Source organism: Kitasatospora sp. NPDC098663 (assembly GCF_044760075.1).
Lineage (GTDB): Bacteria > Actinomycetota > Actinomycetes > Streptomycetales > Streptomycetaceae > Kitasatospora.
Genome location: NZ_JBIWAP010000018.1, coordinates 66,976 through 92,219, shown reverse-complemented (window position 1 = coordinate 92,219; position 25,244 = coordinate 66,976). Strand labels below are relative to the sequence as shown.

The 25,244-nt window shown below is 74.2% G+C and carries 21 protein-coding genes; 11 read left to right on the top strand and 10 right to left on the bottom strand.

The genetic code is table 11. From position 1 onward, the window contains the following. Window positions 1–27: 27 nt before the first annotated feature. The 4 genes from ACIQVZ_RS20840 to ACIQVZ_RS20825 form a co-directional block, all read right to left on the bottom strand. The gene (locus ACIQVZ_RS20840) at window positions 28–1,068 is read right to left on the bottom strand and encodes an NAD(P)-dependent alcohol dehydrogenase (RefSeq protein WP_350883899.1); all 1,041 of its coding nucleotides are present in this window, start codon (window positions 1,066–1,068) and stop codon (window positions 28–30) included. A 91-nt stretch (window positions 1,069–1,159) separates the two neighbouring features. Beyond that, entirely contained in the window at window positions 1,160–1,927 is a 768-nt protein-coding gene (locus ACIQVZ_RS20835; protein ID WP_350883897.1) for an SDR family NAD(P)-dependent oxidoreductase, read from the bottom strand. Window positions 1,928–1,970: 43 nt separating this feature from the next. After that, window positions 1,971–2,621: a TetR/AcrR family transcriptional regulator gene (locus tag ACIQVZ_RS20830; protein WP_402451885.1), complete on the bottom strand. Its 651-nt coding sequence runs from the start codon at window positions 2,619–2,621 to the stop codon at window positions 1,971–1,973. A gap of 166 nt (window positions 2,622–2,787) precedes the next feature. Then, a complete protein-coding gene (locus ACIQVZ_RS20825) occupies window positions 2,788–3,498 on the bottom strand; it encodes a G1 family glutamic endopeptidase (protein ID WP_402451883.1) in 711 nt (236 codons plus the stop codon). A 190-nt stretch (window positions 3,499–3,688) separates the two neighbouring features. On the opposite strand from ACIQVZ_RS20825, the gene ACIQVZ_RS20820 reads away from it, so the two are divergent. From ACIQVZ_RS20820 to ACIQVZ_RS20810, 3 genes are all read left to right on the top strand, one after another. Beyond that, window positions 3,689–4,642 (top strand): helix-turn-helix transcriptional regulator, encoded by a 954-nt coding sequence (locus ACIQVZ_RS20820; RefSeq protein ID WP_350883891.1) that lies wholly within the window; start codon window positions 3,689–3,691, stop codon window positions 4,640–4,642. A 130-nt stretch (window positions 4,643–4,772) separates the two neighbouring features. Further along, window positions 4,773–6,194 (top strand): solute carrier family 23 protein, encoded by a 1,422-nt coding sequence (locus tag ACIQVZ_RS20815; RefSeq protein ID WP_350883889.1) that lies wholly within the window; start codon window positions 4,773–4,775, stop codon window positions 6,192–6,194. 153 nt (window positions 6,195–6,347) lie between these two features. Then, the gene (locus ACIQVZ_RS20810; RefSeq protein WP_350883887.1) at window positions 6,348–7,070 is read left to right on the top strand and encodes a heparin lyase I family protein; all 723 of its coding nucleotides are present in this window, start codon (window positions 6,348–6,350) and stop codon (window positions 7,068–7,070) included. An 87-nt stretch (window positions 7,071–7,157) separates the two neighbouring features. Here the strand turns inward: ACIQVZ_RS20810 and ACIQVZ_RS20805 are convergent, their stop codons facing one another. Beyond that, window positions 7,158–7,463: a hypothetical protein gene (locus tag ACIQVZ_RS20805; RefSeq protein WP_350887874.1), complete on the bottom strand. Its 306-nt coding sequence runs from the start codon at window positions 7,461–7,463 to the stop codon at window positions 7,158–7,160. Window positions 7,464–7,569: 106 nt separating this feature from the next. Beyond that, window positions 7,570–7,749, bottom strand: a complete 180-nt coding sequence (locus tag ACIQVZ_RS20800; RefSeq protein ID WP_402451880.1) for a hypothetical protein — start codon at window positions 7,747–7,749, stop codon at window positions 7,570–7,572. A 408-nt stretch (window positions 7,750–8,157) separates the two neighbouring features. Here ACIQVZ_RS20800 and ACIQVZ_RS20795 point away from each other — a divergent pair, with 408 nt between their 5' ends. Next, window positions 8,158–9,543, top strand: a complete 1,386-nt coding sequence (locus tag ACIQVZ_RS20795) for an MFS transporter (RefSeq protein ID WP_350887872.1) — start codon at window positions 8,158–8,160, stop codon at window positions 9,541–9,543. 481 nt (window positions 9,544–10,024) lie between these two features. Then, a complete protein-coding gene (locus ACIQVZ_RS20790) occupies window positions 10,025–10,945 on the top strand; it encodes a JmjC domain-containing protein (RefSeq protein WP_402451878.1) in 921 nt (306 codons plus the stop codon). A gap of 101 nt (window positions 10,946–11,046) precedes the next feature. Here ACIQVZ_RS20790 and ACIQVZ_RS20785 read toward each other — a convergent pair whose 3' ends face one another. Next, complete coding sequence (locus ACIQVZ_RS20785; RefSeq protein WP_350886623.1) at window positions 11,047–11,178, bottom strand: hypothetical protein; 132 nt, start codon at window positions 11,176–11,178, stop codon at window positions 11,047–11,049. 253 nt (window positions 11,179–11,431) lie between these two features. Here ACIQVZ_RS20785 and ACIQVZ_RS20780 point away from each other — a divergent pair, with 253 nt between their 5' ends. Next, window positions 11,432–14,824 (top strand): lantibiotic dehydratase, encoded by a 3,393-nt coding sequence (locus ACIQVZ_RS20780; protein ID WP_402451875.1) that lies wholly within the window; start codon window positions 11,432–11,434, stop codon window positions 14,822–14,824. Beyond that, window positions 14,821–16,146 (top strand): lanthionine synthetase C family protein, encoded by a 1,326-nt coding sequence (locus ACIQVZ_RS20775; protein WP_402451873.1) that lies wholly within the window; start codon window positions 14,821–14,823, stop codon window positions 16,144–16,146. The genes ACIQVZ_RS20780 and ACIQVZ_RS20775 overlap by 4 nt, the downstream gene beginning before the upstream one ends. Before the next feature lie 83 nt (window positions 16,147–16,229). Here ACIQVZ_RS20775 and glmS read toward each other — a convergent pair whose 3' ends face one another. After that, a complete protein-coding gene (glmS, locus tag ACIQVZ_RS20770) occupies window positions 16,230–18,056 on the bottom strand; it encodes a glutamine--fructose-6-phosphate transaminase (isomerizing) (RefSeq protein ID WP_350886632.1) in 1,827 nt (608 codons plus the stop codon). 100 nt (window positions 18,057–18,156) lie between these two features. Further along, on the bottom strand, window positions 18,157–18,432 hold the full coding sequence (locus ACIQVZ_RS20765; RefSeq protein ID WP_063350341.1) for a hypothetical protein: 276 nt from the start codon (window positions 18,430–18,432) through the stop codon (window positions 18,157–18,159). Window positions 18,433–18,659: 227 nt separating this feature from the next. Here ACIQVZ_RS20765 and asnB point away from each other — a divergent pair, with 227 nt between their 5' ends. The 4 genes from asnB to ACIQVZ_RS20745 all read left to right on the top strand — a co-directional run bounded on the left by asnB (window position 18,660) and on the right by ACIQVZ_RS20745 (window position 24,051). Beyond that, window positions 18,660–20,510, top strand: a complete 1,851-nt coding sequence (gene asnB / locus ACIQVZ_RS20760; protein WP_350886636.1) for an asparagine synthase (glutamine-hydrolyzing) — start codon at window positions 18,660–18,662, stop codon at window positions 20,508–20,510. 238 nt (window positions 20,511–20,748) lie between these two features. Beyond that, window positions 20,749–21,867 (top strand): hypothetical protein, encoded by a 1,119-nt coding sequence (locus tag ACIQVZ_RS20755; RefSeq protein ID WP_402451870.1) that lies wholly within the window; start codon window positions 20,749–20,751, stop codon window positions 21,865–21,867. Window positions 21,868–22,028: 161 nt separating this feature from the next. Continuing rightward, window positions 22,029–23,453: a pyridoxal phosphate-dependent decarboxylase family protein gene (locus ACIQVZ_RS20750; protein WP_402451868.1), complete on the top strand. Its 1,425-nt coding sequence runs from the start codon at window positions 22,029–22,031 to the stop codon at window positions 23,451–23,453. Between the two features lie 76 nt (window positions 23,454–23,529). After that, the gene (locus ACIQVZ_RS20745; RefSeq protein ID WP_350886643.1) at window positions 23,530–24,051 is read left to right on the top strand and encodes a hypothetical protein; all 522 of its coding nucleotides are present in this window, start codon (window positions 23,530–23,532) and stop codon (window positions 24,049–24,051) included. A 99-nt stretch (window positions 24,052–24,150) separates the two neighbouring features. Here the strand turns inward: ACIQVZ_RS20745 and ACIQVZ_RS20740 are convergent, their stop codons facing one another. Then, window positions 24,151–24,891 (bottom strand): DUF2306 domain-containing protein, encoded by a 741-nt coding sequence (locus ACIQVZ_RS20740; RefSeq protein WP_402451864.1) that lies wholly within the window; start codon window positions 24,889–24,891, stop codon window positions 24,151–24,153. Window positions 24,892–25,244: the final 353 nt, after the last annotated feature.

The window sequence follows — 25,244 nt, the reverse complement described above, 5'->3', positions numbered from 1 at the left end:
GGGGCCCCAGCCGTCAGCCGTCAGCCGTCAGCCGTTGGGGAGGATGACGGCGCGCCCGTTGATCCGGCCGCTGTGCAGGCGCTCGTAGGCGAGCGGCGCCTCGTCGATCCCGAAGGTCTCGACGCGCACGTCCACCGCGCCGGCCCGGGCGAGGTCGAGGACCTCCATCAGCTCGGCGCGGGTGCCCCAGTACGGGGAGGACACCGAGACCTCGTACGGCAGGGCGCCGAAACCGACGGCCAGGGTGCCGCCGCCGAGGCCGACGATCGTCACGTCGCCCTCCACCGCCACCATCGCGCCGGCCGCGGCCGCCGTGGGCGGGGCGCCGACGAAGTCCAGCACCACCTGGGCGCCGACGCCGCCGGTGAGTTCGCGCACCCGGGCGGGCGCGGAGGCGTCGGAGCGGACCGTCTCGTGCGCGCCGACGCTGCGGGCCAGCGCGAGCTTCTCCTCCGTCACGTCCAGGGCGATCACCCGGGCCGCGGTCATCGCACGCAGCAGCTGGATCGCGACGTGACCCAGGCCGCCGGTGCCGATCACCACGACGGTGCTGCCGGGCGTCAGCTTGCCGAGTGAGCGCCTGATGGCGTGGTACGGGGTCAGGCCGGCGTCCGTGAGCGGCACGGCCCGGACCGGGTCGAGGTCGCCGAGCGGCACCAGGTGCCGGGGGCTGTCCACCAGCATGTACTCGGCCATCGCCCCGGGGGCGCCCAGGCCGGGCGGGCGGATGCCCAGTTCGGCGGCGCGCAGGCAGTAGTTCTCCTTGCCCTCCGCGCACTTGGCGCAGCCGCCGCAGCCCCACGGCCCGTAGACGGCGACCGGTTCGCCCTCGGCCAGGCCGGTCACACCCGCGCCGAGCGCGGCCACGGTGCCGACGCCCTCGTGCCCGAGGGTGAGCGGCAGGGGGAAGGAGAGCCGCTCGGCGGGCATGCTCATCACGGCGATGTCGGAGTGGCACACCCCCGCCGCGGTGACCTTGAGCAGGACCTGGCCGGGGCCGGGCTCCGGATCGGGGACGGTGACCACCTCGGGGGCGGCGCCGACGCTGCGGTACTGGACTGCCTTCATGGGTTTCGGACTCCCTCTCTCTGCTCCCCCGGACTTGCCTGTCCCCCCGGTTGCGCTGCCCCGGCTCCCGGACGGGCCGGTGACGGGCCGGTCAGCGGGCCGCGTAGGCGCCGTCGACCAGGTGGTAACTGCCGTGGATGAAGGAGGCCCGGTCGGAGAGCAGGAAGGCGGTCAGTTCGGCGACCTCCTCGGCACGGCCGAGCCGGCCGGCCGGGTGCAGGGCGACCAGCGCCTGACGGGCCTCCTCGTCGGCCGCGCTCAGCAGCGGGGTGTCGATGAAGCCCGGGCCGACGGCGTTGATCCGCACGCCCTGCGCGGCGTACTCCAGGGCGGCGGTCTTGGTCAGGCCCACCACGCCGTGCTTGGCGGCGGCGTAGGCGGGCGAACCGGCGAAGCCGTTGGTGCCCAGGATCGAGGCCATGTTGACGACGGCGCCGCCGCCGGCCGCGAGGATGGCGGGGATCTCGTAGCGCAGCGAGTAGAAGACTCCGTCGAGGTTGGTGGCCAGGACCCGGCGCCACTGCTCGGGCTCGTACGCGCCGGTGGGGGCCTTCGCGCCGCTGATGCCGGCGTTGTTGACGGCCAGGTGCAGGGCGCCGAGGCCGTCCACGGTGGCCTGGACGGCGGCCCGCACCGACTCCGGGTCGGTGACGTCCGTCCCGATCGCCAGGGCCCGGGCGCCGGCGGCCTCCAGTTCGGCGGCGGCCCTGCGGGCGCCCTCCAGGTCGAAGTCGGCGACGGCGACGGCCGCGCCGCCGGCCGCCAGGCGGCGGGCCACGGCGAGGCCGATGCCGGAGGCACCACCGGTGACCAGTGCGGCCTTGCCGGTGAACTCCTGGGGGTGGTCGGTGCCGGTCATGGCGTACGTCCTTTCGTGCGGGTGCGCCGGGGGGCGCGGTGGTTCAGGCCGCCGGGCCGTCGGGGGGCGGTTCGGCGGCGAGCAGGTCGAAGGCCCGTTCCACGAGGTCGGGCAGGTCCGGTTCGTCGGCGCCGACGGGGTGGCGGACCCAGGCGCGGGCGGCGGCCTGGAGGGCCGCCACGCCGAGGCCGACGGCGACGGCCGGACGCAGGTCGTACTCCGCGTCCAGGCCGAGGCGGGCGGCGGCGATCCGGATGGAGGCCTCCTCCTCGTCGACGCAGATCCGCCGGTAGGCGGCGGTCAGCGAGGGCTCGGCGGCGATCAGGCCGAACAGCTCCCGCACGCCGGGGCGCCGGTGCCAGGCCGGGTCCCGCTCGTCGCCCAGCCAGATCCGCAGCGCCGCGCGGTAGGCGGCCACCGGGGTCTCGGCGGCGGGGCGGGCCGCCAGCGCCGCGTTGATCCGGCCGAAGTCGGCGCGCAGGCAGTCCAGCACGGCGTCCTCGCGGGAGGCGAAGTACCGGCTGAAGGTGCGGCGGGAGACGTCGGCCCGGTCGGTGACGTCCTCGACGGAGACGGCGGCCAGGCCGTGGTCCAGCACCAGCTGGAGGGCGGCGGTGGCCAGTGACTCGCGGGTGCGGCGTGCCTTGCGGTCACGCCGTCCCTCGGTGCTGCGCTCGGCCTTCTCGGTGGTCACGGGAGCCACCGTACACCCGGAAATGTCTCATTGGGACATGAGTCCCGATGAGACGCGAGCCTGCCCCGGCCCCCGCAGGATGGCGGGGGCCGGGGCGGGCTCGGAGGCGGGTCAGGTGGAACGGGTCAGGTGGAACGGGTCAGGCCGACGGTGCAGGCGGGGCGGGTCAGGCGGGGACTATCGCGAAGGAGCCGTTGCTGAGCGGGGTCTCCGTGTAGGGGCCGCTGTTGATGGCCTGCGGGGAGTAGCCGTCGAAGACCTGGCCGTTGACCGTGACGCCGGAGAAGTCCAGGCGGCTGAAGGAGGGGTAGCTCTGGCTCGGGGACTCGATCACGGCCTCGGCGCTGACGTTCTGGCCGTTGAGCTGCTGGGTGGTGGTCTCGGTCCAGCCCTTGGTGTTGTCGGTGATCTGCAGGGCGTAGCTGGAACCACCGCTGTTGACCACCGAGGCGGTGAAGCTGTCACCGGCGTCCACCGGGTCGCTGAAGTACTGCGGCGGGGCCGGGTACATCTCGTACCAGGCCGAGTAGACCGGGGAGCCGCTGGAGCAGTCCGCCTGGACACCGGTCTGCTCGACGGTCTGCGAGCCGTAGCCGTCGATGCCGACCCACGGGGCGAACAGGTCGTTGGTGGTGATGCACTGCACGGCGGGCATGGTCCAGGAGCCGGAGACGCTCTGGAAGCCGTTGCCCTGGGCGACGTAGCCGCCCCAGACTCCGCCGTCGTAGCGGGCGCCGTGGCCGAAGCGGTGCGCGGCGCCGTAGCCGTGCGCGGCGGAGTGGGTGGCGGGGGCGGCGGTGGCCGGGGTCGCGGCCGCGGCGGCCGGGAGGGCCAGCAGAGCGGCGAGCACGAGCCGGCCGGTGCGGGAAAGGGCCATGGGGGGCTCCTTCACTGGGGGTTGAGGGGGTGCCGCCCAGCTTGCGGGCGCCGTGGGCGGCCGGGAAGGGAGTCGCACGGGCAGGAACCCGACATGGCGGGAACATGTCGACCGATCAATCCCTTGATTTCGGGCACCGAGTGGCGCACAGTCGGCTCGTCCACTGGCGGTGCAGGACGAGGAGGGCGCAGTGTCGGGGACGGGCATGCTCGCCGGACTCGGCCTCGGCACGGTCGAGGAACAGCTCTACCTGCGGCTGCTCGGCGTCCAGGCCGCCGACCCGCAGTGGCTGGCCACCCAGATGAACCTCCAGGCCTCGATCGTGCTCGCGGCGCTGGTCTCGCTGGCCGCGCAGGGGCTCGTGGAGGCCTGCGCGGCCGGGGCCTGGGCGGCGGTGCCGCCGGACGTGGCGGTGGAGGAACTGCTGCTGCGGCGCGAGGTCGAACTGCGGCGCGCCCGGGGGCGGATGGGCGAGCTGATGCGCGCCTACCGGCAGGGCCGGGACGGCACCGGCTCCGACGGGCCGGCCGAGGTGATCTGCGGGCGCAGGTCCGTCGCCGAGCTGTGGCGCACCCTGCAACAGGGGGTGCGCCGGCAGTTGCGGGTCCTGGACCGGCCCCCGTACATCCGGCGCAGCGATCCGCAGACCGAACTGGCCCTGCTGGCACGGGGGGTGACGACCAGGGTGGTGTACCACAGCCAGGTGCTGCGCGATCCGGAGCGCCTGGCGGAGATCCACTCCTTCGCCACGGCCGGGGAGCAGGCCCGGGTGCACACCGAACTGCCGTTGAAGCTGGCGCTGTTGGACGACCGCTGGGCGCTGCTGCCGGTCAGCGCGGGCACCGAGCTGCAGAGCGTGCTGCTGATCCGGCCCTCCACCCTGCTGGACGCGCTGACCGGGCTGTTCGAGCTGTACTGGGCGCAGGCGATGCGGCTGCCCGCCCTGCCGGAGGAGAATCCGGAAGACCGGCACCGCCAGCTGCTCCCGCTGCTCGCGGCGGGGCTCACCGACGAGTCGATCGCCCGCCAGCTGGGGGTGTCCACCCGGACGGTGCAGCGCTGGGTTCGGGAGCTGATGGACCGGTTCGGGGCCCGGACCCGGTTCCAGGCGGGCATCCAGGCCGCCCGGGCCGAGCTGCTGTAGACCGGCTGCGTCGCCCCCGCGCCGCGCGAGTGCGCAGGTCAAGGCCGGGCCGGGTGCGCGCGGGAGGCCCGGTGACCGGGAGAATGGTGCGGACAGTTCACCGGAAGTACAGAGAAAGCGAACCCCCACCATGGATCTCGGCGTGCGCTGGAAGCTGCACGGTGACGGGCGTACGCCCGCGCCGGGGGCGGTCGTCCGCCCCGACGAACGGCTCTCCTGGCCCCGCACGGCAGGGCTCGGCGCCCAGCACGTGGTGGCCATGTTCGGCGCGAGCTTCGTGGCGCCCGTTCTGATGGGGCTCAACCCCAACCTGGCGATCATGATGTCCGGCGTCTCGACGATCATCTTCCTGCTGGCCACCCGCGGCCGGGTGCCCAGCTACCTCGGCTGCTCGCTGTCCTTCGTGGGCGTGGCCGCGGTGATCCGGGCGCAGGGCGGCACCAGCGCGACCGTGACCGGTGCGGTGTTCGTGGTGGGCGCGGCGCTGTTCCTGGTGGGCCTCGCGGTCCAGCGGTTCGGGGCACGGATCATCCACGCGGCGATGCCGCCGATCGTGACCGGCGCGGTCGTCATGCTGATCGGCTTCAACCTCGCCCCCGTCACCGCGTCGACCTACTGGCCGCAGGACCAGTGGACGGCGCTGCTGGTGATGCTGTTCACCGGTCTGGCCGTGGTGTGCCTGCGCGGCTTCTGGTCGCGCGTGGCGATCTTCCTCGGGCTGCTCTTCGGGTACGGGATCTCCTGGCTGTTCGACCAGGTCTTCGGCAAGATCCACTCGGTGGACGCGGGCGGCCACCTCACCGACCACTGGCGCCTGGACCTGTCGGGCGTCGGCAAGGCGGACTGGATCGGCCTGCCCGACTTCCACGGCCCCTCCTTCCAGTGGTCCGCGATCCTGGTCGCCCTGCCCGTGGTGATCGCCCTCGTCGCGGAGAACGCCGGACACGTCAAGGCCGTGGGCGAGATGACCGGCCAGACGCTGGACGACAAGCTCGGCGTCGCGATCTCCGCCGACGGCGTCGGCTCCATGCTCTCCACCGCGCTCGGCGGCCCGCCGAACACCACCTACTCCGAGAACATCGGCGTCATGGCCGCCACCCGGGTCTACTCCACCGCCGCCTACTGGGCCGCGGCCGGCTTCGCGCTGCTGTTCGGCGTCTGCCCGAAGTTCGGCGCCGTCGTCGCCGCGATCCCCGGCGGGGTGCTCGGCGGCATCACCGTCATCCTGTACGGCATGATCGGCCTGCTCGGCGCGCAGATCTGGACCCGGGCCCAGGTGGACCTGCGCAACCCGCTGAACCTGGTGCCGGCCGCGGCGGGCATCATCATCGGCATCGGCAACGTCACCCTGAAGTTCACCGACACCTTCAGCCTCAGCGGCATCGCGCTGGGCACCCTGGTCGTCATCACCGGCTACCACACGCTGCGGGCGCTGGCCCCCGCACACCTCAAGACGCAGGAGCCGCTGCTGGACGAGGGCACCTCCTCCTACGACGAGGGCGCTGAGGGCAGCGCCGGTGCTGAGGGCTCCGGGGGGCCGCGCACCCCGTAACGGACGGGCCCGGGCTCGGGTTCAGGCTGACAGGACGGCCGGCGGAAGTGTCCGAAAGGGACCTTCCGTCAGCCGTTCCATGTGGCCGGACGGGCCCGGCGGTGGTCGAATCACTGATCGCTCGTATCGGCCACTCATCCCCCCGGGAGAGGCATGTCCCTTCTGAACCACCGCCGCAAGGCCGCCGCCGCGGCCGCCGCCCTCGGCACGTTCGCGATCACCTGCGCCGGGGTGACGCCCAGCAGCGCGGCCGGCCAGGTCCTGTGGACCCCGAGCACCAGCACCGGCCCGTCCTCGTTCAAGGCCGTCCAGTGCGCGGCGAACAACTTCGGCGTCGTCAAGGACGCGGCCAAGGGCAACGTGTGGCGGGCCTTCCAGGCCGCCGGCGAGGAGCGCTGCGAGACGCTCAGCCCGGACCTGAAGGAGGGCGACACCTTCTACCTGGGCTGGTCGTCCAAGGTGGACATCAAGGACACCAACAGCCGGTACGTCTTCCAGCTGAAGTGCTCGCCGAGCACCGACACGGCCAACCACCCCATCGAGATCGACATCGTCAACGGGCGCGTCCGTCTCCAGGAGTGGGACATCGACCACGTGTCGCACTCGCTGTGGACCGCGCAGACGACCAACAACACCTGGCACTCCTACGCCCTGAAGATCCACCTGGGGCGGACGGACGGCACCATCGACTTCTGGTTCGACGGCGTGAAGCAGACCTTCACCACCGGCTCGGGCACCTTCACGGGCACCACCTGGGACGGCGACCGCAACTACCTCAAGTGGGGCTCCTACCACCCCTCCACGGGCGATGCGACGAACACCTTCACCAGCCCGATCATGGCCACCACCCTGGAGGCGGCCACCGCCGGCTCGTAACGGCGCGCGGGCCCGGACCGGTGAGCGGTCCGGGCCCGCCGGGGTGTCGGCCCCCCGCGATGGGGGCCGACACCCCCGCCCGGAGGTTCAGTTGTCGTTGTTGACCTTGGTGTAGGCCGCGCTGTAGCCGGTCGGACAGTAGAGGGTGTCGCTGCCGTCGCCCGTGCGCCAGACACCGTTGACGGTTCTCTGGCTGCCGTTGACGTTGTCGTTGTTGCAGACCAGGACCAGCTGCCAGTGGTTCTTCGGGGCGGTGGTCTGGCAGCTCACCGAGCCCCAGTTCGCCCCCTGGCTGGTGAAGCAGTACGAGGTGGCCGACGCGCTGGGCGCCGCCATCACTCCGGCGGCCACCAGCAGCGCCGCCCCGGTACCCAGAGCCGCAATTCGACGCATGCCAAACTCCCCTGTCGAGTCTCGAACAACGTGTGCGGTCAGCATGCCGAAGATGTGATCGTCTGTATTCACCGGTGGCACAACTGGCCGAAACCTGCCGTTCCGCTTAGCCGGCCGTCCCGCTTACCCACCGAGCCCCTGCGGCCGCCGATTCAGGCCGGGGTTCCAGGTAGTCGCGGATCGCGTCGCGGTTACGGGTGAGGCAGCCGATGCGCTCGTCGAGCCGGCCCAGTTCGCGCCGGAGCAGCGCGACCAGTTCCGGCCCAGGGGTGGCCGGGAGGGTCACCGAGCCATGCAGGCAGGGGATGACCGAGCGCAGGGCGCGGGCCGGTGCGCCCGCCGAACGGAACGGCCGAATGTGGCACCGGTCACACGATCGGGGCCCTCGGGGGCCTTTGGGTGAGAAGGGTCACGCCCGGCGGGCGGGCGGGCGCCCGGACGGCGACAGGGCCCGGCAGGACTGGGCGGGCGGGGTCGCGACATGGTCCGAGGTCCTGTCCGCTTCGGGACCTTCGTCGCGACTCCGGCCGACCTTCGGCCCGGTGGCGGCCCCCTCGCACCCGGGCAACCGTGGACGGTCGCCCGGTGTGAGCGGGTGATGGCGCCGTCCGCCGGACGGCGTCTTTCCTTGCCGTCTACCCGGCGCACGGTGAGCGGTCATCCGCCGCCGTACGCTCCGGAGGACCCCCAGCACATGTCCCAGACCATCGACAACGCCCCGTATACCGCCTTCCACCGGAGACTGGCCCTCGCCTGTTCCGGTGGGCCGCTGCTCGACGGCTACATCCTGAGCATCGTCGGCGTCGCCCTGATCGGAATGCGACCCGAGCTCGGCCTGTCCACCGCGGAGGTCAGCCTGATCGGCGCCGCCGCACTGGTGGGCATGTTCGTCGGCGGCGCGCTCTTCGGCGTGCTGACCGACCGGATCGGCCGGGAGGTGATGTACACCGCCGACCTGCTCGTGATGGTCGCCTGCTCGGTGCTCTCCTTCTGGGTCGACACGGTGTGGGCGATCGCCGTGCTGCGCTTCGTGCTCGGCATGGCCGTGGCCGCCGACTACCCCATCGCCACCTCCCTGCTCGCCGAGTGGCTGCCCGCCAAGAAGCGCGGGCGGCTGCTCGGTCAGCAGATCATCGCCTGGTACGCCGGCTCCGTGCTCGCCTACGTCGTGGGCTACGCGTTCCTGGAGCTGGCCGGGCCCGGCAGTTGGCGGTGGATGCTCGCGAGTTCCACGGTGCTGTGCGTGGTGTTCCTGGTGATCCGTCGCGGCTCGCCGGAGTCCCCCCGCTGGCTGGCCGCCAACGGGCGGGTCGGCGACGCGGTGCGCGTGGTCGAGAAGCACCTCGGTGTACGGGTGGACGGCCGCGAGCTGATGCCCGACCCGGCCGAGCGCGACCGCCCCGGCGGGCTGCGCCTGCTGATGACCCCGCCCTACCGGCGCCGCACCCTGTTCTGCGGCCTGTTCTTCCTCTGCCAGGTCGGCCCGCTGTTCGCGATGCTCACCTTCGGCCCGCAGATCCTCTCGTCCTTCGGCATGCCCGGCGGCACCGTGATGGAGACCCTGGGCACCGGGCTGATCAGCCTCGTCTTCCTGCTCGGCTGCTACCCGGCCCTGCGCCTGATCGACACCCGCGGCCGGCGCCCCGTCATCATCTGGTCGTTCGCCCTGATGGCCGTCCCGCTGGCCCTGCTGGGCGTGTGGCCCACCGCCCCGGCGGCCGTCGCCCTGACCGCGCTGTGCGCGTACGCCTTCCTGTGCGGCGGGCCCAACGTGCTCGACTGGACCTACCCCAACGAGCTGTTCCCCACCGAGATCCGGGCGACGGCGGTGGGTGTGGCGACCTCGGTGAGCCGGATCGGCGCGGCCGTCGGCACCTACCTGCTGCCGCTGTCGCTGTCCGGGCTGGGCACCGGTCCGACCATGCTCATCGCGGCCGGCACCACCGTGGTCGGCCTGCTGGTGTGCGTGCTGTGGGCCGAGGAGACCCGGGGCACCGCCCTGGGCGCCGCCCCGGCCGCCGGCCGCGCGGCCGCCAGGCCGGCCGTCCCGGGCCGGCGCGTCCCGCAGACGGCGCGCTGAGGGGGCGCTGAGCTGCGCTGACCGCCACCGTGTGACGCACCGGCGGCGCTGCCCGGGACCTTCCGGGCAGCGCCGCCCGGCCGACCGGGGCCGGAATGTGACGCTCGTCACAGGCGATCGGAACGGCCCGCCGGCACCCTCGGGGCGGTGCGGGGCGGCCGGCGCCCCGGCGGCGGCGCCTGTCGCGCCGGAGGGCGGGCGGGCTGCCGCGGGAACGGGCCGCGCCCGCCGCCGCCGGCCGTCCGACCTGGAGGTCGGGACTCGCCGACCGGGAGCCGATCCCGGTGCCGCTCGCCCGGTTCACCCCTCGGCCCGGCCGCCCATGACGGGCCCCCGCAGCGCATCGCGGTTGTCGCCCCGTGGCGCGAAGCTGGCCGATGCCGGGCTGGTTGGCGGATTCTCGCTGAACCCGACTCAGATGTTCATCCGTAGGTTATGCGACGGTCGACCCGTGGTGGGCCGCTGGACGGAGGGATGGACGATGGGACGAGTTCTGACCGAACTGGTGGGCGACGCGGCGGCGTTCGCCGAGGCGCTGCAGGAGCGCCGGCCGCAGGTGTTCCGCGCCGCGGGCTGGCCGTCGGGGCTGCCCCGGCCGGACGAGCTGGACGAGACGCTGCGCGGCGGACTGCTGCGGGTGCCCTACGTCGAGATGGTCCGGGCGGGTGAGGTCGTCCCGCCCGCGAAGTTCTGCACGAGCCGGGTGGTCGCCGGGCGCCGGGAGGAGGGCTTCGCCGACCCTGACCGGATCGCCGGCCTGCTGGCCGACGGCGCCACGCTGCTGCTGCCGCAACTGGACCAGTGGCACGCGCCGGTGCGCGCGCTGGCCACCGACATCGCGGTCGAACTGGGCCGCCGGACCGAGGCGTTCTGCTTCGCGACGGGGGCCGGCCGGCGCGGGCTGGACGTGCACCGGGACGACGCGGACGTGCTGGTCGTCCAGCTCGCGGGGAAGAAGGAGTGGACGGTCCACGAGGCCCCCGCCGACGGGCGCTGGCGCCCGGGGCCGGCCCCCGAGCCCGGCGCGGTGGCGCTCGACTCGGTGCTCGGGCCGGGTGAGGTGCTGTACGTGCCGCGCGGGGCGCCGCACACCGCGACGGGCTATCAGGGCCTGTCGGTGCACCTCTCGTTCACGATCCGGGAGGCGGGCACGGGGCAGCTGCGCGGCGCCGTCGGCGAGTGGCTGGCCGGCGGTGGCTGGGCGGCCGGGCTGCCGGAGCGCCCGGCGACACCGGCGGAACTGCTGGACACGGCCACGGAGGTGCTGCGACTGGGCCGCGCCCGGCTGGCCGAACTGACCCCGCAGGAGCTGCTGCGGCTGGCCCGGGGGCCGCTGCCCGCGCCGGTGACGGACGACGGTCGGGCGGCGCCGGGTCACGGACCGCTGGCCGCCGGCGGCTGAGCCGGGCTGAGACCGGGCGGGGCCCGAACGCACGAGGGCGCGGCTGCCCGGACCGTCTGGTCCGGGCAGCCGCGCCCCGTAGTGCCGGTACTGCTACCGGACTAGATGCACCACGGACGGGTGCAGGACCCCTCACAGGAGATGCTGATCGCGGACTCCTCGTGCTCGCCGAGCTCGGTCGAGACCAGGTCCTGCACGTCAAGGTCGAACAGCTCCAGCATGTCGTCGGCCATGAAGGCCTCCCTTCGTCAGTGCCACGGTTGACCGCGGCGGACTGCAGCGGACGTTAGGCACTCCTGCATGGGCCCAGCAATGGTTCTGCACGGATGAATGGATTAACTCAGCCAAAAATCGAAACAGTTCGATCGATGGTGGACAGTTTTCGATCGCCGAGATAGACACGACCCGACCCGCCGTCAGGAGTGCCGGCCACGTGACGGCATCGGTACGGGCATGAGCCACCCGGCACGAGGCACGAGGAGCACAGTGGTCGAGACGCACGGAGCGCCCCAGGACGGACTCTTCACCGCGACCGGCCCGGTCCTGCTGCGGACACCCGCACTGCCGCGCTCACGCCGTCACACCGTCCCGGCCGACCCCGCGCACCCCGAGCCCGGGTCCGCCGACACCGCGCTCCTGGCGCACCTCGCCGAGGCCTCCGCCGACCCGGCCCTGCGCGAGGCGATCGAGCTCTCCAGCCCCTCCCTCGCCGACCTGCTCGACCAGGTCGCCGCAGGCACCGTGCCCCGCCCGGCCGCGCTGCGCCGCGCGGCCGAGGCGGTCAGCCGCTACCGGCTGCGGATGACCACCCGGCCGACGCCGTTCGGACTGATGGCCGCGGTCGTGCCGGCGCGCTTCGGCCCGGCGGCCAAGGTCCGCTGGGGCGGGGCCGACCGCCGCGCCCTGCGGCCCGACCTGGGCTGGCTGCTCCCGCTGCTCGACCGGCTACGGACCGACCCCGCGGTGCTGCCCGGCCTGCGGCTGGCCGTGGACCAGCAGGCCCGGCTGCGCGGCGGCCGCCTGGTGCTGCCGTACGTGCCCGAGCGTCGGCCCGCCGCCGGTCCCGGTGCGGGTGCCGGTGCGGGTGCGGGTGCCGGCGTCGGTGCCGAGGCGGAGCCGGTCGCCGAACGGACCGTACGCGCCACCGCCGTCGTCCGGGCAGCGGTCCGGACCGCCGCCGAACCGGTCCGGCACGGCGACCTGCTGGCCGCGCTGACCGCCGACTTCCCCACGGCCCCGGCCGAGGCCGTCTCGGCCCTGATCCGCTCCCTGGTCGGCCAGGGCTTCCTGCTCACCGACCTGACGCCTCCGCCGGACAGCACCGACCTGCTCGGCCACGTCCTCGACCGGATACCCGCCGACCACCCCGTGCACCCCGAACTGACGGCCGTCCGGAGCGCGTTGGCGCAGGCGGCCGCCCTGCCCGGCGGGCAGGCCACCGACCTGCTGCGCGAGCTCCGGACCCGGATGACCCGGCTCGCCCCGGCCGACCGCCCGCTCCACGCGGACCTCGCCCTGGACGCCGAGGTGGTCCTGCCGGACCAGGTCCGCACCGAGCTGGTGCGGACCGCCGCGCTCCTCTGGCGCCTGTCGCCTCAGACCCACGCGCCCGAGCACCTGCGCTCGTACCACGCGGAGTTCGTCGAGCGGTACGGCACGGACAGCCCCGTCCCGCTGGCCGAACTGCTCGACCCCGACACCGGTCTGGGCCCGCCGGCCGGCTACCGGCGCCCGGCCGGCCCCCGCGGCACGGCCAACCCCCAGCCCGCCCGGGCCCGCACCGACGCCGACGCGGCCCGCGACCGGTTGCTGGCCGAACTGGCGGCGGGCGCCCTCGCCGACCGGGAGCCGGACGGCACGCTGCCCGAAGTACTCCTGGACGACGACCTGCTGGCCCGGCTGACCTCGCCGCGCGACGGGGCGGGCGGCGCCGTCGACACCCCGCCCGCCTCCCTGGAGCTGTACGCCGAACTGGCGGCGGACTCCCTGGAGGCGCTGGACGCCGGGGACTTCCGGCTCGTGCTCTCCCCCGTCGCCGGCAGTGACCGCGCCGGAGCCACCTTCGGCCGCTTCGCCACCCTGCTCGCGGGCGCGGGCGGCGACCCCGGCCCGGATACCGAACCGGGCGCAGACCCGGGCGCAGACCCGGGCCGGTCGACGGGTGACCCCGCAGCGGCCGGCGGGGCCCTGCTGGCCGAGGCCGCCGGATCCGTGCGGTCCGCCGAGCCCACCGGGTCCGGCGACGACGGCGCACTCGAAGCGCACCTGGAGTTCACCCCGTACCGCGCACGCCATGCCAACATCGCCCTGACCCCGCGCTGGCTCGACCACCGGGTGGTGGTCAGCGCCTTCGCCGACCCGGGCGGCCCCTCCGTACTGCCGCTGGACGACCTGGTCGTGCTGGCCGACCCCGACCGGCTCGCGGTGTACTCCCGCCGTCTCGGCCGGGAGGTCCGCGTCGCCACCCATCACGTGCTCAACCTGCGCAGCGGTGCGCCCAACGCGGCCCGTTTCCTCCAGGAGGTGACGCTGACCGGGCAACGGCCCTGGCAGCCCTGGGACTGGGGGGCGGCGAGCAGCGCGCCCGTGCTGCCGCGGGTCCGCCGGGGCCGGGTGGTGCTGGCCCCGGCCACCTGGCGGCTGACCGCGCCCGTCCCGGCGGCCACCGCCCCGTTCGAGCAGTGGGACGAGGGCCTGGCCCGCTGGCGCCGACGGTGGGGAGTGCCGGCCGCCGTCCGTCTGATCAGCGGCGACCAGCGGATCAGCCTGGACCTCGACCTCCCGTGGCACCGGCGGCTGTTGCACAGCCAGGCGCGGCGGTCCGCCGAGCCCACCGTGCTCCAGGAGGACCCCAACCCGGCCGGCGACGGCGGCTGGCTGTGCGGACCGGATGGTGCGCGGACCGTCGAACTGGTGGTCCCGCTGCGCCGCAGCACGACCGGCCCGACCGCGGCCGGACCGCGCCGCCCGCTGCCCGCCCGGCGCGACCGGACCGTCGAACTCCCCGGCGGATCCTGGCTGTTCGCCCGGCTGGCGGCCACCGAGGCGCGCCAGGAGGAGATCCTGGTCGAACACCTGCCCCGGCTGCTCGACGCCCTACCCGCCGATGTGGACCGCTGGTTCTTCATCCGCTACCAGGACTCCGCGCCGCATCTGCGACTGCGTTTCCACGGTGCACCGCCGGTCCTCGCCGCCCAACTGCTGCCCACCGTGCACGACTGGGTACGGGAGCTGCACCGGGCCGGGCTCTCCGCCGACCTGCGCCTGGAGGGGTACGCGCCGGAGACCGACCGTTACGGCGGCGCCGAGGTGCTCGCCGACGCCGAGCGGGTCTTCCAGGCCGACAGCCTGGTCGCGCTGGCGGCACTGCGACTGGCCCGGTCGGAGCGCTCGCTCTCCCGGGACCTGCTCGCCGCCGTGAACCTCGCCGGCACCGCGCAGGGCTTCCTGGCCGGCCGCGCGGGGCAGCCGGCGGGGCAGCCGGCGGAAGACCGCGTTCCTGACGGCGGGCCCTCGGTCGGGGCCTGGCTGGCGGGGGTGTATCCGAAGTCGGAACGCCACCACCAGGCGTTCCGGGCCCAGCGCGCGGCCGCGTTGCGGGCGATCGGCCCCGACGGGCCGACCGTCCCGGCGGGCGGCCTGCTGCCCGCCGACCCGGCACTGGCCGACGCCTGGCAGCAGCGGGCCGTCGCACTCGCGCGGTACGCGTCCCGGGTGGAGCCGTCGTCGGCCGACCCGGCACTGGCCTCGCTGCTGCACATGGGCCACAACCGGCTGATCGGGATCGACCGCGAGGCCGAACGCCGGGCCCACGCACTGGCCAGAGGCGCCGTCGAGGCCCACCGGGCCCGCCGCTCCAACCCGCGGGAGGGGCGATGAACACGACGGATCCGATCCGCGCGGTGGCCGACCTGCTCAGCAGGCCCGGTGCGCTCGAAGAGCCGGCCGCCGAGGGCGGCGGCGCGTCCGCCACGACGTCACCGGCCGCGCCGCGCGCAGCGGCGCACTCGCTCGGGGCCGGCCGCAGCGGCGCCGCGCTCGCGCTCGCCGTGCTGGCCGACCGCGAGGACGACGCCGCGCTGCGCCGCGCCGCGCACGGGCACCTCGCGGCCGCCGTGAAAGCCCCCGGGGCGATGCGGGGCGGCGGACTCTTCTCCGGCGCCGCCGCGATCGCCTTCGCCGCCCGCACCATGGCGCGGCGCCCCGGCGAGTACCGCACGCTGCTCGACGGGCTGACGCCCCGGATCCGGCAGGCGGCGGCCGGGCGCGTCGCCGACCTGCGCGCCGATCTGGCCGCCGGCACGGGCCTGCGCGCGCACACCTTCGACGCCGTCTCGGGCGCGGCGGGCCTGGGCCGGCTGCTGCTCGCGCTGGAGCCGGCCGGACCGGCGCTGGCCGACCTGCTCAGCGCGCTGGTCGCGCTGGCCGAGCCGACCGGCGGCGTGCTGCCGCGCTGGTGGACCGCCGGTGGACCGGGACTGCCCGGCGCGGATCCCGGGTTCCCCCGGGGGCACCTCAACCTGGGCCTGGCCCACGGGGTCCCGGGCCCGCTGGCCCTCCTGGCGCTGGCCCGGCTGCGCGGTGTGCAGGTGCCCGGCCAGGACGAGGCGATCGAGGCGCTGGCGAGCTGGCTCGCCGCCCGGCGGATCCCCGGCCCGGTCGACCCGGCCGGGGGTCGGCTCGGCGCGGGCGGCTCCTGGCCGCTGACCGTGCGCGTCGAGGACGAGGAGGCCGGCCGGCTGCCGACGGACCAGCCGACACGGGCGGCCTGGTGCTACGGAACCCCCGGTACGGCCCGCGCGCTCTTCCTGGCGGGTGCGGCCCGCGGCCGCTCCGACTGGCGGACCACCGCCGTCGCGGCGCTGGCCGACACGCTGCGCGACCCCGACGGTTGGAACCTCCAGGGCCCCGGACTCTGCCACGGCACCGGCGGCCTGTTGCGGATCGCCCAACGGATGGCCGAGGACTCCGGTTCCGCCGAACTGACCGCCCGTCTGCCCGCCCTCGCCGCCACCGTCGCGAGCCGGCTCGACACGGCACTCGGCGCCGGCGACCCGCCCGGCCTGCTGGAGGGGACGGCAGGCGCGGCCCTCGCCCTGCACGCCCACGCCAGTGCCCGTGCCCGTACCGCTGCGCAGGCGTCCTCGGCGGGCACCGGCGACCCCGCCGAGGAGTGGGACGCCTTCCTCCTGATCTGCTGAGCTGCCGATCTGTTGAGCTGCTGAGCAGCTGAGCCGCAGGAAGGCCGCCCCACCCGCCGGGTCGTCACTCCTCCGGGAGCGCCCTACTCCACCGTCACGCTCTTCGCCAGGTTGCGCGGCTTGTCGACGTCACGGTCGAGGGCCACGGCGGCGTGGTACGCGAGGAGTTGGAGCGGGATGTTGAGCAGCAGCGGGTCGAGCTCGGGCTCGCTCTTGGGGACGAGGACGCAGTGGTCGGCGAGCTTGTCCTCGGGGCGGCGGTGCGCGATGGCGATCACGCGGCCGGAGCGGGCCTTGATCTCACCGAGGGTGGTGAGGTTCTTGTCGAGCAGTTCGTCGTCCGGGACGAGTGCGATGGTGGGCAGTTCGGGGCTGATCAGCGCCAGCGGACCGTGCTTCAGCTCGCTCGCCGGGTAGGCCTCGGCGTGCACGTAGGAGATCTCCTTGAGCTTCTGCGCACCCTCCCGGGCGACCGGGTAGCCGCGGACCCGGCCGATGAACATCATGCCCGCCGATCCGGCGTACTCGGCGGCGAGTTCGGCGATGGCCTCGGTCTGCGCGAGCACCTCGCGGATCTGGTCCGGCAGCGCCTTCAGGGCCGCGACGATCCGGCGGCCGTCGGCGGGCGACAGGTCGTGGATGCGGCCGAAGTGCAGGGCGAGCAGCGCGAAGGCGACCACCGTGGAGGTGAAGGCCTTGGTGGAGGCGACCGAGATCTCCGGCCCGGCGTGCAGGTACATGCCGCCGTCGCACTCGCGGGCGATGGCGCTGCCCACGGTGTTGACGACGCCGAGCACCCGGCCGCCCTTGCGCTTGATCTCCTGGACGGCGGCCAGCGTGTCGTAGGTCTCGCCGGACTGGCTGACCGCGATGTAGAGCGTGTCCGCCTCGATCACCGGGTTGCGGTAGCGGAACTCGGAGGCGGGCTCGCTGTGCGCGGGGATGCGGGAGAGCTCCTCGATCAGCTGGGCGCCCATCTCGCCGGCGTAGTAGGCGGATCCGCAGCCGAGGATCTTCACCCGGCGGATCTCGCGCAGCTCGCGGGCGTCCAGGTTGAGGCCGCCGAGGTGCGCGGTGGAGAAGCGCTCGTCGAGCCGGCCGCTGAGCGTGCGCTCGACCGAGCCGGGCTGCTCGTGGATCTCCTTGAGCAGGAAGTGCTCGTAGCCGCCGGTGTCGTAGGAGTCGATCTCCCAGTCCACGGTGGACGGCTGGTGGTGGGTGGTGCGGGCGTCGGTGGTGAAGGTGCGGAAGCCGTCGGCGCGGACGGTGGCCAGCTCGCCGTCCTCCAGGTGGACGACCTGGCGGGTGTAGCGGACGAGGGCGGAGACGTCGGAGGCGACGAACATCTCCTTCTCACCGAGGCCGAGCACTATCGGGCTGCCGTTGCGGGCGGCCACGATCCGGTCCGGCTGCTCGGCGTCGAGCACCGCGATGCCGTAGGTGCCGACCACCCGGCCGAGCGCGGCGCGCACCGCGTCCTCCAGCTCGACGCCCTCGCCGACGTGCGCGGCGATCAGGTGGGAGAGCACCTCGGTGTCGGTCTCGGAGCGGAACACGACGCCGTCGGCGGTGAGCTTGGCGCGCAGTTCGTCGGCGTTCTCGATGATGCCGTTGTGCACGACGGCGATCCGCTCGGCGCCGTCCAGGTGCGGGTGGGCGTTGGCGTCACTGGGCACGCCGTGGGTCGCCCAACGGGTGTGGCCGATGCCGGTGCTGCCCTTGAACCGGGCCGGGACGGCGGCGGCCAGGTCGGCGACCCTGCCCTTCACCTTGCGGACCTTGAGCCCGCCGGTGCGCCCGGTGACCGCCACGCCGGCCGAGTCGTAGCCGCGGTACTCCAGCCGGGCCAGGCCCTCCAGCAGGAAGGGGGTCGCGTCCTTGGGGCCGATGTAGGCCACGATTCCGCACATGCGTGGTCTCCTCTTCTTGAATGCCGTGAATGCCGTGAATGCCGTGAATGCCGCAAGTGCTGTGAACGCGCCGGTGCCGTACCCCCCGCCCCGGCAGCGCTCAGCCGTAGACGATCCGGCGCAGCTGGCGGGCCGAGAGCTCGGGTGCCGCGACCCGGCGGGCGGGGAGTTCCTCGGCGAGCCGGGTGAAGATCCGTTCGTTGGTCAGTCCGCGCGCCTGGAGCTCGCCGTGGCGGCGGCGGACGTACTCCTCGGTGCTCTCGGAGAAGTACGCCAGCACCTCCGCCACGACCCGCGCCGCCTCCCGGGGCCCGAGCGGGCTGGTCCGGGTGAGGTGGGCGAGGAGGTCGTCGTGAGGGTGGGGTGAGCTCGGCACGAGTGAGGAGCCTAGGCCGCACCGCCCGCCGGGGCCAAGAATCCTGCCCGAATTCGGGCAGACTTTACGACTTTCAGCTCAAACAACCAGTCACATCACCCTCCCGAGCCCCTCCCGCCCCCTTCCCGACCCCCTCCCGACTCCTTGGCGACGCACCCTTGTAGCCGCACCCCTCCGACACGTAGCGTCATTTTCCGCATACGTAGCGGAAGACCGGAGGCTTGCTGATGTGCGGGATCACCGGATGGGTCGCCTTCAACCGTGACCTCACCGCCGAACGGGCCGTCGTCGACGCCATGACGGCCACCCAGATCTGCCGCGGCCCGGACGCCGGCGGCGTCCACCTGGAGCGACACGCCGCCCTCGGCCACCGCCGCCTCGCGGTGATCGACGTGGAGGGCGGCGTCCAGCCGATGACCGTCGAGCACGACGGCCGGCTGCTGGCGGCGCTCACCTACAGCGGCGAGGTCTACAACCACCGCGAGCTGCGCGCGGAACTGAAGGCGGCCGGACACCGCTTCCGCACCCGCAGCGACACCGAGGTCGTGCTGCACGCCTACCTGGAGTGGGGCGAGGGCCTGGCCGAACGCCTCAACGGGATGTTCGCCTTCGCGATCTGGGACGCCCTCAGCGAGGAACTGCTGCTGGTCCGCGACCGGATGGGCGTCAAGCCGCTGCACTACCACCTCACCCCCGACGGCGTGCTCTTCGGCTCCGAGGTGAAGGCCATCCTGGCCCACCCCGCCGTCCGCCCGGTGGTCGACCTGGACGGGCTGCGCGAACTGCTCGCCTTCACCCGCACCCCGGGCATCACCCCCTACCGGGGCATCGTCGAGGTCCGGCCCGGGCACGTCGTCCGGGTCCGCCGCGAGGGCGTGTCGGTGCGCCGGTACTGGGCCCTGGAGGCACGCGAGCACACCGACACCCTGGAGGCCACCGTCGCCACCGTCCGGGCCCTGCTGGACGACATCGTCCACCGCCAGCTCGATTCGGACGTCCCGCTCTGCTCGCTGCTCTCCGGCGGCCTGGACTCCAGCGCCGTCACCGCCCTCGCCGCCCGGGTCCTACGGGCCGAGGGCGCCGGCCCGGTGCGCTCCTTCGCCGTCGACTTCGCCGGCCAGAGCGAGAACTTCCACGCCAGCGAGGTCCGGCCGACCCTGGACGGCCCGTACGCCCGGATGCTGGCCGAACACGTCGGCGCCGACCACAACGTGATCGAGCTGGACGCCGCCGCGCTCACCGACCTCGCCCAGCGGGACGCCGTCCTGCGCGCCCGCGACCTGCCCGGCGGCTTCGGCGACATGGACATCTCGCTGCTGCTGCTCTTCCGGGGCGTGCGCCGCCAGTCCACCGTCGCCCTGTCGGGCGAGTCCGCGGACGAGCTGTTCGGCGGCTACCGCTGGTTCCACGACCCGAAGGCCGTCGCCGCCGACGACTTCCCCTGGGCGGTCTCGCTGACCGGCCTCGGCGGCCAGGGCACAGGCCCGCGCGAACACCTGCTCGACGCCGGCCTGCTCGCCGAGCTCGACCTGGCCGGCTACCGGCGGGCCCGCTACCACGAGGCACTCGCCGAAGTCCCGCACCTGCCGGACGCCGATCCGCTGGAACGGCGGATGCGCGAGATCTCGTACCTCCACCTGACCCGCTTCGTCTGCATCCTGCTCGACCGCAAGGACCGGATGAGCATGGCCAACGGCCTGGAGGTGCGGGTGCCGTTCTGCGACCACCGGCTGGTCCAGTACGTCTTCAACACGCCGTGGGCGATGAAGCACTTCGACGGCCGGGAGAAGAGCCTGCTGCGCGCCGCCGTCCGGGACGTGCTGCCGGACGCCGTCGCCGACCGGGTGAAGAGCCCGTACCCGGTCACCGAGGACCCGCACTACCCGGCGCTGCTGCGGGCCGAGCTCGCCCGGCTCGCCGCCGAGCAGAAGTCCCCGGCGCTCGCCCTGCTCGACCGGCGGCGCCTCGCCGACGCGCTCGATCCGGGCACCGACCCGCAGTCCGTCCGGCTGGCCGTCGACTTCGCGCTCGAACTGCACACCTGGCTGACGGACTACCAGGTGACGCTGGACATCTGACGGCGGGCCGCCCCGGGCGGCGCGGCGGCCGTGACGGCGGGCCGTTGCGCCGTTCGGGTGATTGATCCGGGTGACGAATCCCGGTGATCATCCGGAACCAACCCGCCGCGCCCGGGCGTCGGACGGTGCGGTAGCGTCGCCGACACCTCCCGAATGGCGGGCGATAACGCGGATTCCCGCCGGCGTGCCGTCAGGATGGGAGCGAACCGTCCACCTCGATCCGCCGGGGGATCACCTCATGCAACCGCGGGTATTCGCGATTCTCACCGCCCTGCTCCTGGGCGTCCTGGGCCTCGGGTCGGTGGCCGTCACCGACTGGTCGCCCGCGACCGCCACCGCGGCAGCGGCCCCGGCCCCCACCGCGGGCACCGGCGCCGCCGCGCCCGGCGTCGCACCGGCGGCCGCGAGCGCCACCCCGACCGGCGACCCGGCGGTGTGGACCCGCTCGACACTGCGCAACAAGCTGATGGCCGAGATGGACGCCACCGACCCCGGCGTCGCGCTCGCCGACCTCGACAAGATCACCAAGGAGAAGCCGTACACCGTGCGCTTCTGCCACCCGATCGCGCACGAGCTCGGCCACGCGGCGGTCAAGCGCTTCAACGCCGACTTCCAGAAGGTCATCTCCTTCCCGCACGAGACCTGCGCGGCCGGCTACCTGCACGGCGCGGTCGAGGAGATGCTCAACGCCTCCACCCAGCCCGAGGTGGACCTGCTCAAGCTCTGCGCGCCCAAGAACACCGGCCCGTGCATCCACGGCGTCGGCCACGGCACCATGTTCGTCGCCAAGCAGGACGTCCCCAAGGCGCGCGAGCTGTGCAGCAAGTTCCCCGGCGACCAGAACAAGATCCGCTGTTCCGAAGGGCTGTTCATGCAGCTCTTCGGCCCGGACGAGGAGGACGAGAAGGCCAAGGCGAACCTGCCCGCCGACAAGCTCGCCCAGGACCCGCTGTACCCGTGCAAGGACCAGCCGGCCCTGTTCCAGTCCGCGTGCTTCTTCTACGCCCCGACCTTCTACCTCTCCTCGCACGACTACCCGAACCACCCCGAGGTCTACGCCGACGCCCTCAAGTGGTGCCTCAACGGCAAGTCCAGCGGCGGGGCGACCGACTGCAGCCGCGGCGTCGGCTCGCGGACGATGAAGTACAACCTCGACCGCGAGGACTGGGCCGCCCAGCAGTGCGGCACCGCCGCCGACGGCTGGCAGCGCAAGGCCTGCGCCGAGGGCCTGGTCAGCTACTACACGGTGAACTACACCGACGACGGCGCGGCCGGCCGGCTCTGCGCCAAGATCACCGACAGGGAGATGCAGGGCTACTGCCGCTCCGCCAGCGGCCTGTCCGGCTCGCTCGACTGACCTCGCCCGCCCCGCCGGGACCGACCGCCCCGTCTCACCTGGAGGGCCCGCGCCGCACGGCGCGGGCCCTTTCCGTAGGATCGGCCGACCGGTCCACCGGACCGGACGATCAGGGTGCGCCGAGGACGCCGCGCCTCCCCCGCCCCTGGAGAGCCGCCACCATGACCACCGAGGACTTCCGCGCCGCCGCGCACACCGCCGCCGACCTCGTCTGCGACTACCTCGCCGAACTGCCCGGGCGACCGGTCTGGCAGCCGATGGACGACACCGCCCGCCGGGCCCTGCTCGACGCCCCGCTGCCCGCCGACGGCCGCCCGCTCGCCGACCTCCTCGCCGCCATCGGGCAGGACGTCCTCCCCCACCCGATGGGCAACGGCCACCCCCGCTTCTTCGGCTGGGTCAACTCCGCCCCCGCCCCCGCCGGAGTCCTCGCCACCCTCGCCGCCTCCGCCATGAACCCCAGCTCGGCCGGCGGCGACCACGCCGACGTCCACCTGGAACGCGCCGTGGTCCGCTGGATCGCCGAACTCGTCGGCTTCCCGCACCCGGCCGGCGGCGGCCTGCTCACCTCCGGCACCTCGATGGCCACCATCGTGTGCCTGGCCGCCGCCCGCAACCGCGCCGCCCGCCGGGCCGGCTGGGACGTCCGCGAGGACGGTCTGGCCGGCCTGCCGCCGCTGGTCGGCTACGTCACCGGCGAGACCCACTCCTGCGTCCGCAAGGCCGCCGAACTCCTCGGCCTCGGCAGCCGGCACCTACGCACCGTCGCCACCGGGCCGGACGGCCGCCTCGACCCCGCCGAACTGCGGGCCGCCGTCGAACGCGACCGGGCCGCCGGGCTGCTGCCCTTCCTGGTCGTCGCCTCCGCCGGCACCGTCGGCACCGGCGCCGTCGACGACTTCGGCCCGATCGCCGACCTCTGCGCCGAGCAGCGCCTGTGGCTGCACGTCGACGGCGCGTACGGGGCCTTCGGCCGGCTCGACCCGGCCATCGCCCACCGCTACGCCGGCCTGGAGCGCGCCGACTCCCTCGCCCTCGACCCGCACAAGTGGCTGGGCGTGCCCGTGGACTGCGGCTGCGCGCTGGTGCGCGACACCGAGGAACTGCGCGCCACCTTCAGCCTCGTCCCCTCCTACCTGCGCGACGAGGCGGCCGGCGCGCTCGGCTGGTTCTCCGAGTACGGCACCGAGCAGACCCGCCCGTTCCGCGCGCTCAAGGTCTGGGCCACCATCGCCCACAAGGGCCGCGACGGCATCGCCCGGGACATCGCCCGCTGCACCACCCTCGCCCGCCGCCTCGGCGAACTGATCCAGGCCGACGGGGAGTTGGAGCTACTGGCCGAGGTCCAGACCTCCATCGTCGCGTTCCGCCACCGCACCCCCGGGCACGACGAGGCCGCCGTCGACGCCCTCAACCGCGAACTCCCCGCCGCCGTCCAGCGGCGCGGCCGGGTCTTCGTCACCGGGGCCCGTCTCGGCGACCGCGAGATGCTCCGGGCCTGCCTGCTCAACGCCGCCACCACCGAGGCCGACCTGGAGCTCCTGCTCGCCGATGTCAAGGCGGCGGCCGCGGACCTGCGACCGTAACGCGGGCCCGGCGGCCTTAACCACCAGGTCACGGCGGGTTCGTGGACAGGAAACACCCGTCGGGCAGGGTGCTGTCATGGAGCAGACGGAGCACACGGAGCACCCGACCATGCAGCCGACGCCCACCCTCCCCCGGGCCCGACGACGCGGCGCCGGCACCCACCGCTGGCGCCGCGACAGCGTCGAACTCGCCGCCGTCTTCGTCTCGGTCACCGCGGCCGACCTGGTCGCCAAGATCGTCGTCCGCGGCCCCGACGGCCCGGTGGTCCTCGCCGCCGCCGCCCTCGCCCTCCTCGCCACCGCCCTCTTCCACACCTGGTGGTCCCAGCGCCACCACCCCCACTCCCCCGCGCCCCCGACCGCCCTGTGGCGCGTCCGCACCGCCGCCCGCAGCACCCCCGACGGCCTGGCCCGTGTCCACACCGCCCTGGCCGACCAGCACGTCGCCGTCCTCTCCCGCCAGCCCCACCCCCTCCCCGGCACCACCGTCGACGAGCTCTACCTCCGCGCCCCCCACACCCTCACCCCCACCGACCTCACCACCCTCCTCGCCACCACCGGCCACCCCCTCCTCGACACCCCCACCCGCATCGGCTGACTGCGGCCGGCGCGACCACGCGACGCGGCGGGCTCCCCGACACCGGTCCGCAGGAGGGGGTTTGACGCCCCTCCCGCGAGCCCGCCCGCCGCGTCCGGCTCAGGACCGCGGGCCGGCCGGAGTGAGACGGTAGGCGGGCAGGCCCCGGCGGCGGATGAGGAATTCGGCGACTATCAGGTTGGGCAGCCAGCTGAGGAACGGGAGGGCGGCGTAGGCGTTGTCGAAGAAGCGCTCGCCGTCGACGGCCCCCTGGGCGGTGAGCGTCTGGAGGAGGATGAGGACGCCGAGCCAGGACCGGAGGGTGACGGCGGCGTAGGTGAGGGCGAAGCTGCGGATCATCCAGGCGCGGTGGCCCGGCAGGTCGCGGTCGCGGGCGGCGCGGTAGCCGCGCCAGGTGGTCCAGGCCCAGAGCAGGGCGAGCCCGCCGAAGCCGAAGAAACCGTTGAAGGCGGCGGAGTTGAAGAACGCCATGACGAACGCGGCCAGGGACCCCACCGCGACCCCGACGACGTAGACGCGGCCGGTCCAGCGGTGGACGGCGGGGGATCGCCGGCGCAGCGCGGTGGAGAACTGGAACGGGCCGACCAGCAGCGCGAGCGCGGCCGTCACGATGTGGACGTAGAAGGTGACTTGGACGGCCATCGGGCGCTCGGCGTAGGTGGCGGACACGCCGCCCTTCGACGCGGTGATGGGCAGGCCGGCCTGGGCGTACGTCCCCACGGCGTACCCGACGATCGCGAGCGAGGTCAGCAGGACGACGGTCCAGCGGACGCGCCCTCCCCTCCTGCTCGTCGGGGCGGGGGCTGGGGCGGTCGCGGCGCGGGCGGAGGTACTGGTCATCGGTGACCCCGATCGGCTGGAGGTGGGACGGCATCACGTGCACGGTGCGGCGGCGCGCGGTCGGCCGGCGCTCTGCTCCCGGCGCCCACCACCCCTTGAACCGGGGCCTACCGCCACGCTGTTCGAACCGCAGCCAGTGTGGCCGGGCCCCCGGCCCCGGGCCATGGAGCGGTCCCCCGGGCCGGGAGGGGGTTACCCCCACGACCCGACGCGGCGTCAGCCGGCGCGCCCCCAACCCTCCGGCGGCGCCGCCACCCGGCCGCAACGGGCCCCGGGGTTCGTTACGCAGCCGATGGGCGGCCGTGACACGACCGGCCGGGGACCGCGACACGGCCCTCCTACCGTCATGGACG

Bases quoted from the DNA above. Each gene is read 5' to 3' on its own strand.
- ACIQVZ_RS20795 (WP_350887872.1), top strand. From the start codon at position 8,158: ATGTCCCAGACCATCGACAACGCCCCGTATACCGCCTTCCACCGGAGA.
- ACIQVZ_RS20825 (WP_402451883.1), bottom strand. From the start codon at position 3,498: ATGGCCCTTTCCCGCACCGGCCGGCTCGTGCTCGCCGCTCTGCTGGCC.
- asnB (WP_350886636.1), top strand. From the start codon at position 18,660: ATGTGCGGGATCACCGGATGGGTCGCCTTCAACCGTGACCTCACCGCC.
- ACIQVZ_RS20755 (WP_402451870.1), top strand. From the start codon at position 20,749: ATGCAACCGCGGGTATTCGCGATTCTCACCGCCCTGCTCCTGGGCGTC.
- ACIQVZ_RS20750 (WP_402451868.1), top strand. From the start codon at position 22,029: ATGACCACCGAGGACTTCCGCGCCGCCGCGCACACCGCCGCCGACCTC.
- glmS (WP_350886632.1), bottom strand. From the start codon at position 18,056: ATGTGCGGAATCGTGGCCTACATCGGCCCCAAGGACGCGACCCCCTTC.
- ACIQVZ_RS20805 (WP_350887874.1), bottom strand. From the start codon at position 7,463: ATGCGTCGAATTGCGGCTCTGGGTACCGGGGCGGCGCTGCTGGTGGCC.
- ACIQVZ_RS20790 (WP_402451878.1), top strand. From the start codon at position 10,025: ATGGGACGAGTTCTGACCGAACTGGTGGGCGACGCGGCGGCGTTCGCC.
- ACIQVZ_RS20775 (WP_402451873.1), top strand. From the start codon at position 14,821: ATGAACACGACGGATCCGATCCGCGCGGTGGCCGACCTGCTCAGCAGG.
- ACIQVZ_RS20815 (WP_350883889.1), top strand. From the start codon at position 4,773: ATGGATCTCGGCGTGCGCTGGAAGCTGCACGGTGACGGGCGTACGCCC.
- ACIQVZ_RS20840 (WP_350883899.1), bottom strand. From the start codon at position 1,068: ATGAAGGCAGTCCAGTACCGCAGCGTCGGCGCCGCCCCCGAGGTGGTC.
- ACIQVZ_RS20740 (WP_402451864.1), bottom strand. From the start codon at position 24,891: ATGACCAGTACCTCCGCCCGCGCCGCGACCGCCCCAGCCCCCGCCCCG.
- ACIQVZ_RS20810 (WP_350883887.1), top strand. From the start codon at position 6,348: ATGTCCCTTCTGAACCACCGCCGCAAGGCCGCCGCCGCGGCCGCCGCC.
- ACIQVZ_RS20785 (WP_350886623.1), bottom strand. From the start codon at position 11,178: ATGGCCGACGACATGCTGGAGCTGTTCGACCTTGACGTGCAGGACCTG.
- ACIQVZ_RS20745 (WP_350886643.1), top strand. From the start codon at position 23,530: ATGGAGCAGACGGAGCACACGGAGCACCCGACCATGCAGCCGACGCCC.
- ACIQVZ_RS20835 (WP_350883897.1), bottom strand. From the start codon at position 1,927: ATGACCGGCACCGACCACCCCCAGGAGTTCACCGGCAAGGCCGCACTG.